This is a genomic window from Yoonia sp. MH D7 (assembly GCF_054439475.1).
Genome location: NZ_JBTJCF010000001.1, coordinates 1,136,576 through 1,149,426, shown reverse-complemented (window position 1 = coordinate 1,149,426; position 12,851 = coordinate 1,136,576). Strand labels below are relative to the sequence as shown.

The window sequence follows — 12,851 nt, the reverse complement described above, 5'->3', positions numbered from 1 at the left end:
CTAGGGTGCGGCGGGTACCAACGTGGTCACACCCACCGCCGCCGCCCTTGCCAGATCAGGGTCCAACGACATCGGAATATACTCGCCGCGCCGCCATAACTCGCCCAAATTGTCATAATAGCGCGACAGTGGATGGCCCGATTGGCCGGTGGCCGTGACAAACACCGAACTGTCAGGATCAGCAAAATCGTAGACCCCGCGATACCCCGCTGCATGGACGTTTTCATAGGGATTTGGCCCAGTACCTGACGTGCGGCCGCGTTGTAACGTGTTGTCGCCGCCGCTGGTGGATTGACGGATATTTACAAACCAGTTCAGCACAGGCACGTCGCCAAGCACCGGATGGTCATGGGTCGCCTGATGTAGATCGCCCCAGCGCAGCGCCGCTATGCGACCGCCAGCATTTTCATCAATCCACAGCAGGGCATCATCCAGCGCCAGCCGCGCGATCTCGGTGCAGGTCTCCACGGGTGCGGACTGGATCACGTCACACCACGCCGACGCGCCGTCCACATTCCGGAACACCCGCTCGATGAACACAGGATTGGCATGGGTGAACTCCGAGGTTAGTGGCCCCATCTCGTCGCGAATTAGCCGCTCGTTAAGACTGCGCAACCACGCCGCATACAGCAGCGGCTCGGGCAAATGTTCGTTCATTTCACCGTTCCATGCCGCAAGTAATTCCAGCGCTTCCTGACGGCGGCGCACAGGCGTGCCATCCACCGCAGCCTCGCCAGTGAACCACAGATCCGCGCCAATCAACGGCAACAGCGCGCGCGCCGTGAAACTCACAGTGTCCAGTTGTGCCTCGATAAAGCTTTCGCGCGTATGCACAGCACGGCTTTGCATCAAACGGGTCCAGCGGTTAATGCGCTGCGTATCGCCCCACAAATAAGACATGTGATTGGGAAACGGACGGTCCACCGTTTTGTTATTGGTATTACCTAAAATGCCACTTTCAGGGTTCACAAATTCGGGGTTGTCGGCATAAGGCATACGCCCTTGCCAGCGGTTCTCGGAAAGGTAGCCGTAGCTGGGAAACCGTCCCTTGGACTGATGATTTACATCGCGGGCGGGCACTGCGCCGATGGTCTTCATCGCAATCTGGGTGCGGTCCGCCAAGGTCAGGTTCTGGCTTGGTGCGATATAGCGCTCGGCTGCGTCAATGCCCTCTTGCACGGTACGCGCATGGCCAATCGCCAAAGCAGCGGACATGGTGGTGTCTTTTTCCGACAATGCCGTCCAGCCAATTGCCGCCACATGCCCCGCGGGGGTCACCGCCCCAAGATCATATTGCGCGGCAGGCATCACGGGACCATTATCGGTCCAAAGCAGTTTCAGCGTGACAGCAGGCCCGTCTTTGACACGGATAATGCTTTGGCGGGTGCGGAATTCGGACCACCCGGTAGGGGTGCGGTATTCATTCAGGTTTTCGGGATTCAGTTCTTCTAGGAAAATATCTTGATCATCCAGATAACTGCTGGTGATCCCCCAACCCAAATCCGCACTGCGCCCTGACAAAACCGCGGGCATGCCTGGAATAGTGGCACCAATCACACCACCGGATTGCAACTCCAATCGCGCCAGATACCAGACGGTTGGTGCAGTCAGCCCAAGGTGTGGATCGTTGGCCAACAAAGTAGACCCCGCCGCCGCGCGCTCGATCCCCGCAGCCCAAGCGTTTGACGCCCCTGCAAGCTCAGGCGGCTTGGACGGATTGAGTGGCCCATAAGCAAGCCTGCTATCAGGCGTATAGCGCGGCAGGCCCGGCACGAGGCTCGCATAGTCGGGCAGGGCAGCGATCCCCGTTGTCGGATCATCGGGCAAAATATCCGCAAGCCTGTCACTCGAAATCATAAGCGAGGTGCGCGCACGTAGCACTTCCGCCTCCAGATGCGAAGAAAGCTGTAATGCCATCAGCTTGAGAATGGCAATACTGTCAGCAGGTTGCCATGGCGCGACAGGATGGTTGAACATCCACATCTCAGGGGCACCGCGTCCTAGCGCCCCTTTGTTAATCTCGGCCAGCCATGCATTCACGCCCGCAGAATAAGCCTCAAGTGCGCTTTTTGTGCTATCGTCCTGCACTGCCACAGAACCGCTCGCCAGCGTGTAAAGATCAAAGCGGCGCAGCACCTTGTCGATCTCTAACGTGCTCTCGCCAAACAATTCCGACAGCCGCCCTTGGGCTGTGCGGCGCAGCATCGTCATCTGCCACAAACGGTCCTGTGCATGGGCATAGCCCAATCCAAAATAAACATCCGCGTCATTCTCACCAAAGATATGTGGCACGTTGGCATTATCGCGCACGATCTCGATCGGTGCGATTAACCCAAGCGCTGCAGCCTCGGCGTCATAATCGGGCAGGGACCGTGCAGCAAAGTAATAGGTCAGCCCAAAGATTCCAACGATCAAAACGATCAGCAGAGTCGTGAGGCGAAGAAGCCAGCGGAAAATAAGCGCCATGAGATAAGCAGGCCTTTGCACAAGACAGATTTGGGGGCCTGTCTACCGCGCCTCGGCCCTGTGCACCAGCGCCAAGGCGGCATCAACCGCCAACTTTGGTGTGGTCAGCACAGACCAGCGTATCTGGCGATACGCCGCCGCAAGCGTCCAGTAGCGCCTCTGAGGCAGCTTTGGTGGCGTTCAAGCAAGTGACCAGCATGATCTGTGGCCCGATTTTAACGGCCGCTTCAAATGCGGGACGGTCGATGCGTATATCGCGTCAATACCATCCGCCTGTGCGCGCCAAAATGTCCGGATCGACGTTGATGGACCACCTCGACACCGCTGCCTTTCAGCAGAGTATCAAAGGTGGCCACATGCACATCTGCGGTATGCAGAAACGCGATTTTCACTTTTCGGGCATCAACCCGCGCGGACTAAATCGCAACACCAGCAACAGCACAATACCCATGGTAAACAGGCGGAAATGCGCCGCTGCGTCCTCCATGCGGATGCGGAACCAGTGGTCGGTGGCAAAGCCCGAGGTGGTCACTTCCGCTATCCATTGCCCCAGCGGCTCAACCATCACCCACAGCCACCAGATCAAAAATCCGCCCAGCACCGCGCCAAAGTTATTGCCCGATCCGCCAACAATCACCATCACCCAGATCAGGAAGGTAAAGCGCAGCGGTTGGTAAGATGTAGGCGTCAGCTGCGCATCAAGCGTCGTCATCATCGCCCCCGCAATACCGCAAATAGCCGATCCTAGAATAAAGATTTGCAAGTGACGCGCGGTCACATTCTTGCCCATCGCTTCTGCGGCGGTCTCGTTATCACGGATCGCGCGCATCATACGGCCCCACGGCGAGTTCAGCGCGCGTTGCGCCAGCCACAGCAAGACTACCAGCACAATCGTAAACAGGATCACATAGCCCATTTTGGTGTAAAGCGTCGAAGCGGTCGTCGGATCAAGACCAAACGACGCTGCTTTCTCGATAAACCCCGGATCGTTTTGCAAATCGATCTCATAAGGCACCGGACGCGGCAAACCGTTCACGTTCTTCACGCCGCGTGCAAGCCAGTCTTCGTTTTTCATCACCGCGATGATAATTTCAGCAATGCCCAGTGTGGCAATCGCAAGGTAGTCCGAGCGCAGACCAAGCGCTGTTTTGCCAATGACCCAAGCAGCGCCAGCAGCAAACAAGCCGCCAACCGGCCACGCCACAACCGTCAACCAACCGTAGTCCTTGTAGTTCTCGCCGCCCCAGTTCAATCCGCCAAGGTAGCCGGTAGATGCAGGATTAATCGCTTCGACATTTGCCACGCCACCATCAAAAACCGCGCGGAAAGCAAAGAAACCAATGATCAATAGCGCCAGCGTCATACATGTGCGCAGCCCGCCCTTTGGCAACCAGCGAAACATCATCACCGTGCTGACAATCGTGAGCGCACCCAAAGCCAGACCCGCAAATATCTGCCATCCGCCAGCCTGCCACGCGCCCGGTGTGGCGGGCATCGAAATTAGCACCGTAGCCAAACCGCCCAGCGCGACAAACCCCATGACGCCGATATTGAACAGCCCCGCAAATCCCCATTGCAGGTTCACGCCAAGCGCCATAATCGCGCTGATCAGCGCAAAGGTCATCATCTTGAGCGAACTGTCCCATGAGCCGGAGAAAATCCAGAACTCGGTCGATCCTTCAAGAATATATAGTGCTGCAACAAACATAACGAGGAAAGCATTGCGATAGGTGAGGGTCATACGGATTTTCCCTTGAACAGGCCCGTTGGTTTGAACAGCAGGACGATGATGAGGATCGAGAAACTCACGGCGAATTTATAATCCGTCGATAACAGCTGGACCAACGAGTCCGGCGCGAGGCTGTCTGGTAACAGGTATTCCAGCACTTTCTTGAACGCATAGGTGATAGTGACTTCTGAAAATGCGATCACAAATCCGCCAGCGATGGCACCAACAGGACTGCCCAAACCGCCAACAATGGCACTTGCGAAAATCGGCAGCAAAAGTTGGAAATAAGTGAACGCCTTGAATGATTTATCCAGCCCGTAAAGCACACCTGCGGTGGTCGCCAACGCGGCCACAATCATCCATGTGACCATCACAACCTTTTCAGGATTGATGCCTGACAGTAGTGCCAGGTCTTCGTTATCCGAAAACGCACGCATGGATTTGCCGGTGCGGGTTTTATTGAGAAACCAGAACAAAACAGCCACCACAAAAATCGCCACAACAACTGTAATCCCTTGCGTGGTTTTGATCGCAAGACCTTCTTCCAGTCCGGTCAATTCTTTGAACCTGCGCACCGAAATGATGAACCGCTCGCCATCGGAAAACTGAATATCGCGCACACCGATCACAAACCGGACCAGACCGTTTAAAATGAACATCACCCCCATTGACACGATCACAAGGATCACCGGAGCCGCTTTCTGATCACGGTAAAATTTATACACAATCCGATCCGTCAGCAGCACCAGAATACAGGTTGCGACAATACCAAAGGGCAGGGCGAGCAGGGCGGTTGGCAGCGGGCCAAAGGTGATCCCAAGGGCCAACAATCCGTTGGTAAAGATAATCGTCATCGCGGTGCCAAAAGCCATGGTATCGCCATGGGCAAAATTCGAAAACCGCAGAATACCGTAAATTAGCGTGACACCCAGCGCACCAAGCGCAAGCTGCGCGCCATACGCCATCCCCGGCACGATCACATAATTGGTGAGGGCCACAAGGGCGTTCAGGAAATCCATCAGTTTGTCCTCTGCGCGGCGTGACCTGCGTCAAAATACGCCATCATCTTTTGGCCATGAAAATTAATTTGCCAGAGCGCACTATTCTCCGGTTCACGACTGCCGTTTTCAATCAAACGGGCGTTGGCGTGTTTCTGAGCAAGCGTCACGGACCAGTCGACGTTTTGCGTCTCTCCGGCGGTTGTGCGAAAGCGGTCAAATTGAAAAGATCGCTGATTGCCCGCAAGGGCAGCAGTTGCGAAAAACGGCATGCACATCGACGCCGGGGGGACTAATTGCCTCAACAGCTCACCCCCCAAGAAACTGCGGCGGATAGTCTCGTCCGCGAGCAGTTCTTTTCCGGTGCCGGTATGCGCGTTGGCACCCTGTACCAAAACATAGGCTTTATCAGCGATTTCAAGCGCTTGGCGCGCGTTCTGTTCCACCATCAAAATCGGAATACCCGTGCGGGCGACCTCGATAATACGGTCAAACAACTCGTCCATCACAATCGGTGATACACCCGCTGTCGGCTCGTCGAGCATCAAAACCTTCGGCTTTGTCATCAGCGCACGGCCAACGGCCACTTGCTGACGTTGCCCGCCCGATAACTCGCCCGCCGCCTGATTACGTTTGTCTTTCAAGATCGGAAACAAGTCGTAAATCTGTGCCATCGTTTCGCGGTAATCGTCGGTGCGAATAAACGCACCCATCTCCAAATTCTCTTCCACCGTCATCGAGGTGAAAATATTCGAGGTCTGCGGCACAAACCCCATACCTTTCACAACACGCTGTTGCGGCGTCAGTTTGGTAATGTCCTCGCCGTCCAGATGTACAGCACCTGAATGCACATTCAACATGCCAAACAGCGCCTTCATCGCGGTGGATTTGCCCGCGCCGTTCGGCCCTACGATCACCGCAATCTGGCCTGGATCAACAGAAATCGTGCAACCGTGTAAAATGTCAGGGCCTTTACCGTAGCCACCCGTCATCGCAACACCCGACAAAAAAGGCACCTCCGCAGACGGGGTCGCACGGCCCTTTTTATCAGGTCCTTCGCTGGTGCTGGACGTGCCTTGCTTAGCGATACTGGCGTCCTTGTTGCCGCGGGTGTTCTGATAGGGGTTACTGCTCATACTGCGCTGACCTTATCTTTGTTTTTCAAACCGGTGCCAAGATAGGCCTCGATGACCTGCTCGTTGGCCTTAATTTCCGCCAGCGTGCCTTGCGCCAGCACCTTGCCCTCGGCCATACAAATCACCGGATCACATAGCCGGCCAATAAAGTCCATGTCATGCTCGATCACGACAAACGTATAGCCGCGCTCTTTATTCAGCCGGATAATCGCATCACCAATGGTGTTCAGAAGGGTGCGGTTCACACCTGCGCCCACTTCATCCAAAAACACAATTTTGGCGTCGACCATCATCGTGCGGCCCAGTTCCAACAGCTTTTTCTGACCGCCGGACATATTGCCTGCCCGCTCGTCTTTCAGGTGGTCAATCGTCAGAAACTCAAGCACTTCATCGGCTTTAGCCAACAGCGCGCGCTCCTCGTCAGCAATCCGCTTGCGGCCGAACCATGCGTTCCACAGCGTCTCACCCGATTGCGCACCTGGCACCATCATAAGGTTTTCGCGTACCGTCATGGTCGAGAATTCATGCGCAATCTGGAACGTGCGCAGCAGCCCTTTGTGAAATAGTTCATGCGGCGGCAGACCGGTAATATCTTCGCCCATCATCGTCACACGACCCGAACTCGGTTCAAGGACGCCTGCGATCGCATTGAAAAGAGTGGTTTTTCCAGCGCCATTCGGGCCAATTAGTCCGGTGATAGATCCTTCTTCGATCCGCAGGCTTGCGCCATCCACCGCGCGAAAACCACCAAAGGTTTTCACCAAATTCTCAACGACAATCATGTTACATCCCCTCGCACGTCTTATATGACGTATCGTCTTGTGGTGGGCTGGCGCAAGAAATCCCGCGCCAGCCCAAGTGCCTCTCACCGCTTAACGGTAACCGATTGTCGCGTAAACGCCGTCAGAAAATTCGATTTCCTGATAGCTACCAGCAGATTCGCCGGGTCCAATCAACTCGACTGCGGATGCACCAACATAGTCAATGTCGCCGCCAGCAGCCAGAATTTCCAAGCCTTTAGCCAACTCACCTGGCAAGATCTGCTCGCCCGGTGCGTTTGCCACGTCCATGACGTGATCCTTGAAATCAGCGGATGCGGACGACTTTGCGGCCTGCATCGACAACATGATCAGCGCAGCCGCGTCATAGCTCTCGGGTGAAAACGCGCCCGTGCCGTCAAAACCGGCAGCGGTTGCAAGCTCCAGATAGGTCGCAGCACCTGCGTTATCTGTGCCGGGATACGCGCCATAAGACCCGTCCAATTCGCTTCCGAAGTTTTCATTCAGCTTCACACCAACCATGCCGTCTGGAAAGTAGAACGTATCAAACGCGCCGGTATCCAGTGCAGAGCGCACAACGCCCGATCCGCCTTGGTCAACGTAGCCTGCAACAACCAGAACTTCGCCGCCAGCAGAGGCAAGCGCGCCCACTTCTGCGGAATAGTCGGCTTTGCCATCTTCATGCGCCGCCGAAATCGTCACAACGCCGCCAGCAGCTTCGAACTCTGCTTGGAACGCGTCAGCCAACCCTTTGCCGTAATCGTTGTTTGTATAGGTAATCGCCACTTCTTCCACGCCGCGATCTTGCAAGATATTGGTGATGATCACACCTTGGCGGGCATCTGACGGCGCTGTGCGGAAAAACAAACCATTGTCTTCTGCGGTCGACAGACCAGGTGATGTCGCCGAAGGGGAAATCATCACAATGCCGTTTGGCAGTGCTACGTTAGCAAGGATCGCGCCGGTAACACCCGAACAGGCTGCCCCCATGATAGCGTTGATCTTGTCGCCGGTAACCAGCCGCTCGGCCGCAGATGTTGCCGCACCCGCATCAATACATGTGCTGTCTGCACGGATCGATGTGACTGTGGACCCATCTAGAAAGGTGCCAGCCGCATTCACTTCCGCCATCGCGAGCTCAGCGCCCGAACCCATCGCTGGGGTGATGGATTCAAGCGGGCCAGTAAAGCCCAGAATGACGCCGATTTTTACATCTTCCGCAAATGCCGCAGTGGACATCATTGCAACGGCAGAAGTCGCCATAATTATTTTTTTCATACGTAGTCTCCCTAATGGATTTTGTTATCCTAACAAGGAGATTAACAGCGAATACGGGAATGTGAAGCCTGAACATACAGGAAAATTATCTGTTATCAGAGCATATTTCAGACGTTTTGATGCTTCAACAGGCAGATTCAACCCTAAGGGTAGTTCATCAAACAGGGAGCCGCGCCGCATGGGTGCCACGCTCGCGGTACGGTGTCGTGTCATAATGCGACCGGTAGCATTTAGAGAAATGCGATGGCGAGGCAAAGCCGCAGGCAAGTGCGACGTTAATGACCGTCATATCCGTTTGCATCAACAGGTTCCGCGCCTTTTGTAGCCGCAACTCCATATAATACCGTTTGGGACTGCGCGACAGATATCGACGGAACAACCGTTCCAACTGCCGCGTCGACATGCCCACATCACTCGCCAAAGTTGCAGGACTAATTGGCTCTTCGATATTGGTTTCCATGATCTCGATGACGCGGCTAAGTTTCGGATGCCGCACCCCGATGCGCGTCGGGATCGACAGGCGCTGGGTGTCTCGATCGGTGCGGATTGCGGAATAAATCAACGTATCCGCGACCGCACTGGCCAGTTCTTCTCCATGATGATCCGCAATCAGCTTCAGCATCAGGTCAATCGACGCCGTGCCGCCCGCTGTAGTAATCCGGTTGCCGTCCACCACAAAGACCGATTTTGTTAGTATAACTTCTTCAAATTCCTCAACAAAGCTGTCTTGATTCTCCCAATGGATCGTCGCTTTTTTCCCGTCCAGCAATCCGGCCTTAGCCATCGTATAGCCCGCCGTGCACAGCCCCGCGACAATCACTCCACGCCGTGCCTCGCGCCGAATCCAACTCAACAGCTTCTTGGTGGTCGCATGCTGCACGTCCAGCCCACCACATAACATCACAGTGTCATCGCGGTCCAACGCGTACAGATCGTCGTCGAGCATAAAACTGCAGCCGTTGGAACACACAGCACTGGCGCCGCCCTCGCCAATGATCTTCCATGTATAAAGCGTTTTGCCGGCCGTGCGGTTCGCAATGCGCAGGCTCTCGATCGCCGAGGCAAAACACAGCATGGTAAACTGGTCCATCAATGCAAAGACAAACCGTCGCGGCTTGCCCGCATGTACGACGTCGATGGTGTGTGGGTCATCCATAATCGCACTGTTCCTCACGCTCTTGTTTACCGACCACACCAGCTTTGCACAGAAACGACAAGCCTCTTTCCACAAAATTTGTCGCTTTTGACTGTTGCAATTGCCGGCGCTCATGTGCCTTTTGGCATTGGCCCGCACGTGACTTCGGGTTATAACCGCGTTTGCTACCGCTAACAGCGGGGGCAATATAGATGAAATGGAGCAAGACAATGACTGATTGGCAAAAATCTGACTGGCGTAATAAGCCCCGCGTTCAGATGCCTGACTATCTCGACGCAGAGGCACTGAATGCTATCGAAGGTCGTCTTGCCAGCTATCCACCATTGGTTTTTGCCGGTGAGGCGCGCAAGCTGAAAGCAGCGCTCGGTGCGGCCAGCCGTGGCGACGCGTTTTTGTTGCAAGGCGGCGATTGCGCCGAAAGCTTCTCGGAATTCCGCGCCGACAACATTCGCGACACCTTCAAAGTGATGCTGCAAATGGCAATGGTCCTGACCTATGGGGCAAAAGTGCCGGTGGTCAAAGTCGGCCGTATGGCAGGTCAAATGGCCAAGCCACGTTCTGCCCCGACTGAAACTGCGAATGGCGTCGAATTGCCAAGCTACCGTGGTGATATCATCAACGGTTTTGACTTCACACCAGAAGCCCGCATCCCCGATCCAACCCGCATGGAACAAGGCTACTTACAGTCCGCTGCCACGCTGAACCTGCTGCGCGCGTTCTCCACAGGTGGCTACGCCGATGTGCGCAAGGTCCACGCCTGGACGCTTGGCTTCACCGAAGGACCCGAAGCCGAGAAATACCGCGAAATGGCGGAACGCATTGGCGATACGCTTGATTTCATGGAAGCCGCAGGCATCCGCGACGAAGCCTCGCACGCCATGCAAACCGTCGACTTCTACACATCCCACGAAGCGTTGCTTTTGGAATATGAAGAAGCCCTGACACGTGTGGACTCGACATCTGGCAAATGGCTCGCAGGCTCCGGCCACATGATCTGGATCGGGGACCGCACCCGCCAGCCCGACGGCGCACATGTCGAATTCTGCAAAGGCGTGCAAAACCCGATCGGTCTGAAATGCGGCCCGTCGATGACAACAGGGCATCTGAAAGCTCTGATGGCATCGCTGAACCCCGAAAACGAAGCGGGCCGTCTGACGCTGATCTGTCGCTTCGGCGCGGGCTCTGTGGGTGAACACCTGCCGCGTCTGATCAAAGCCGTCGAGGAAGAGGGCGCAAACGTGCTTTGGACTTGCGACGCAATGCACGGCAACACGATCAAGGCGTCCTCGGGCTACAAAACCCGTCCATTCGAGTCCGTTCTCCGCGAAGTGCGCGAATTCTTCGGTGTTCACGGCGCAGAGGGCACAGTCCCGGGCGGCGTGCATTTCGAGATGACAGGCAAAGACGTGACCGAATGCACAGGCGGCGTGCGCGCTGTCACCGACGAGGACCTTTCAGACCGCTATCACACCGCGTGTGACCCGCGCCTGAATGCGTCCCAGTCGCTTGAACTTGCGTTCTTGGTATCCGAAGAGCTGTCCCTTCGTCGCAACGCAATCGCGGCGTCCAAAGCAAGCTAGGTTAGGCGTCCGTGGCAACATAGGTGTCGTTGACAATCAAACGCAGGGCCGGACGGGTAAAACTGTCCGGTCTTTTTACGACTGGCGCAGGCACATAAGACTTCAGCGGCTCCATGCGCATCGGCTGGCTGTCATCAGTTTGCAAACGGCTACTGCGGGCAGTCAACTTGCCATCCACCACTAACGCACCCAAAACGCGGCTGACATCGCCATGATCATCCAGCATCGGCAGCAACAGCATCGCACCACGCACCTTCGTGCGTAGCAATCCTGACGGGATATGCACAGGGATCGCTACCAAGGCAGGCTCCGCAAATGCGCTCTCTAAATACACCGCCAATGTGCTACGATCATCTGCGGCAAAAAACGCACTGATCGGCATGCCGCGTGGCTCCATACGCATAATCTCGTGCAACTTTTGACCCGCCACGCGCATACGCGCCACACCGGGGGCCACACGCTCCAGCACAAATGTATGCGGCAAGGCGCTATCAATCGCACCGGGGTCAACATCTGCGCGGCGGGGCACTCCGTCGTCTTTACGCAGCGACTGCCAATACTCTTCAAGGCTCGCCAGAACAGGGTGCTTTGGGTCACACGCACGGCGCGCAGCCAATGGGAAGGTCAATGTCGTCGTCATCGTGTGTCTCCTTAGCTTGACATAATGTGAACCACTTGGCGTCACAATCTAAACACAATCTAGCGTCCGTTAAGACTTTATTCACTTAATAAAGTGTTAACGGGTTAACGCACACAGCTGACAACCCTTGATCCATCAGGCGTAAGTGCCTTAGGTGCTGTTTAACCAGATGAAGGACAGGCCTATGACCAATTCCATGACCGCATTTTCCAGCATCACTGGCGCGCTAGGCTCTGTTACATGGAGCTGGAAAATGCGCGGCGTGAACGGACGCGGCTTGGATTTACGCCTGCGAATCCCCGACGGGCTTGGTGCAGTCGAGACCACTGCACGCAAGGCGATCACCGCTTCACTGGCGTGCGGCAACATCACCCTGAACCTGCGCATCACCCGCGAAGAGGGCGCAAACCCCCTCAGCTTGAATGCAGCCCAGCTCGACGCCGTACTCTCCGCCCTCGACGCCCTGCAAGAACGCGCCTTCGAAATGGGCGTGACCCTCGCACAACCCAACGCGGCTGACGTTCTCTCCCAGCGCGGCGTGCTGACCCAAGACAAAAGCGAAACCGACGACGCACCGCTCATCGCCGCGCTCACACAAGATATCAAACCCCTCGTCGCCGCATTTGTCGCCATGCGGGCAGAGGAGGGGGCTGCCTTAAAAACCGTGCTGACCGCCCAACTCGTCGAAATCGAACACCTTGTCTCAGCAGCAAATACCGCTGCACAGGCCCGCAAACCCGCTCTAAAAACCAAGTTAAGCGCCGACATGGCCCGCATTCTCGAAGACATCACCGAGGTCGACGAAGGTCGGATCGCCCAAGAACTTGCCCTCTTGACCGTGAAATCCGATGTCACCGAAGAAATCGACCGCCTCAAAGCGCATATCACCGCCGCGCGCACGCTTCTGTGCGATCCAAACCCCAGCGGGCGCAAACTTGACTTCCTGTCACAGGAATTTAACCGCGAAGCCAATACACTCTGCGCCAAAGCAGGCGCCCCCGCGCTGACCACCATCGGTCTAGCGTTAAAATCCGTCATCGATCAGATGCGCGAACAAATTCAAAACGTGGAGTAACCCCGTGAACCGCA

General features: G+C 55.8%; 9 protein-coding genes and 1 pseudogene. 2 read left to right on the top strand and 8 right to left on the bottom strand.

Annotated elements, in window-relative coordinates; genetic code table 11:
• The 7 genes and pseudogenes from ACXLHR_RS05650 to ACXLHR_RS05620 all read right to left on the bottom strand — a co-directional run bounded on the left by ACXLHR_RS05650 (position 1) and on the right by ACXLHR_RS05620 (position 9,542).
• Positions 1 to 2,466 (bottom strand): penicillin acylase family protein, encoded by a 2,466-nt coding sequence (locus ACXLHR_RS05650; RefSeq protein ID WP_458790547.1) that lies wholly within the window; start codon positions 2,464 to 2,466, stop codon positions 1 to 3.
• A gap of 388 nt (positions 2,467 to 2,854) precedes the next feature.
• Positions 2,855 to 4,207, bottom strand: a complete 1,353-nt coding sequence (locus tag ACXLHR_RS05645) for a branched-chain amino acid ABC transporter permease (RefSeq protein WP_458790546.1) — start codon at positions 4,205 to 4,207, stop codon at positions 2,855 to 2,857.
• Positions 4,204 to 5,214 (bottom strand): branched-chain amino acid ABC transporter permease, encoded by a 1,011-nt coding sequence (locus ACXLHR_RS05640; protein WP_458790545.1) that lies wholly within the window; start codon positions 5,212 to 5,214, stop codon positions 4,204 to 4,206. The genes ACXLHR_RS05645 and ACXLHR_RS05640 overlap by 4 nt, the downstream gene beginning before the upstream one ends.
• Before the next feature lie 290 nt (positions 5,215 to 5,504).
• Positions 5,505 to 6,185: pseudogene (locus tag ACXLHR_RS05635) on the bottom strand (ABC transporter ATP-binding protein); the annotation flags it as partial.
• A gap of 140 nt (positions 6,186 to 6,325) precedes the next feature.
• Positions 6,326 to 7,111, bottom strand: coding sequence for an ABC transporter ATP-binding protein (locus tag ACXLHR_RS05630; RefSeq protein ID WP_458790544.1), 786 nt, complete (start codon positions 7,109 to 7,111; stop codon positions 6,326 to 6,328).
• A 90-nt stretch (positions 7,112 to 7,201) separates the two neighbouring features.
• The gene (locus ACXLHR_RS05625) at positions 7,202 to 8,386 is read right to left on the bottom strand and encodes an ABC transporter substrate-binding protein (protein WP_458790543.1); all 1,185 of its coding nucleotides are present in this window, start codon (positions 8,384 to 8,386) and stop codon (positions 7,202 to 7,204) included.
• 157 nt (positions 8,387 to 8,543) lie between these two features.
• Entirely contained in the window at positions 8,544 to 9,542 is a 999-nt protein-coding gene (locus tag ACXLHR_RS05620) for a GlxA family transcriptional regulator (RefSeq protein ID WP_458790542.1), read from the bottom strand.
• A gap of 209 nt (positions 9,543 to 9,751) precedes the next feature.
• Between ACXLHR_RS05620 and ACXLHR_RS05615 the strand changes: the two genes are divergently transcribed.
• Positions 9,752 to 11,122 carry a class II 3-deoxy-7-phosphoheptulonate synthase gene (locus ACXLHR_RS05615; RefSeq protein ID WP_458790541.1) on the top strand — a complete coding sequence of 457 codons (1,371 nt, stop codon included), beginning with the start codon at positions 9,752 to 9,754 and terminating at the stop codon, positions 11,120 to 11,122.
• Between the two features lies 1 nt (position 11,123).
• Here the strand turns inward: ACXLHR_RS05615 and ACXLHR_RS05610 are convergent, their stop codons facing one another.
• Positions 11,124 to 11,762 (bottom strand): PAS domain-containing protein, encoded by a 639-nt coding sequence (locus ACXLHR_RS05610; RefSeq protein ID WP_458790540.1) that lies wholly within the window; start codon positions 11,760 to 11,762, stop codon positions 11,124 to 11,126.
• A gap of 184 nt (positions 11,763 to 11,946) precedes the next feature.
• Between ACXLHR_RS05610 and ACXLHR_RS05605 the strand changes: the two genes are divergently transcribed.
• Entirely contained in the window at positions 11,947 to 12,837 is an 891-nt protein-coding gene (locus tag ACXLHR_RS05605; RefSeq protein WP_458790539.1) for a YicC/YloC family endoribonuclease, read from the top strand.
• Positions 12,838 to 12,851: the final 14 nt, after the last annotated feature.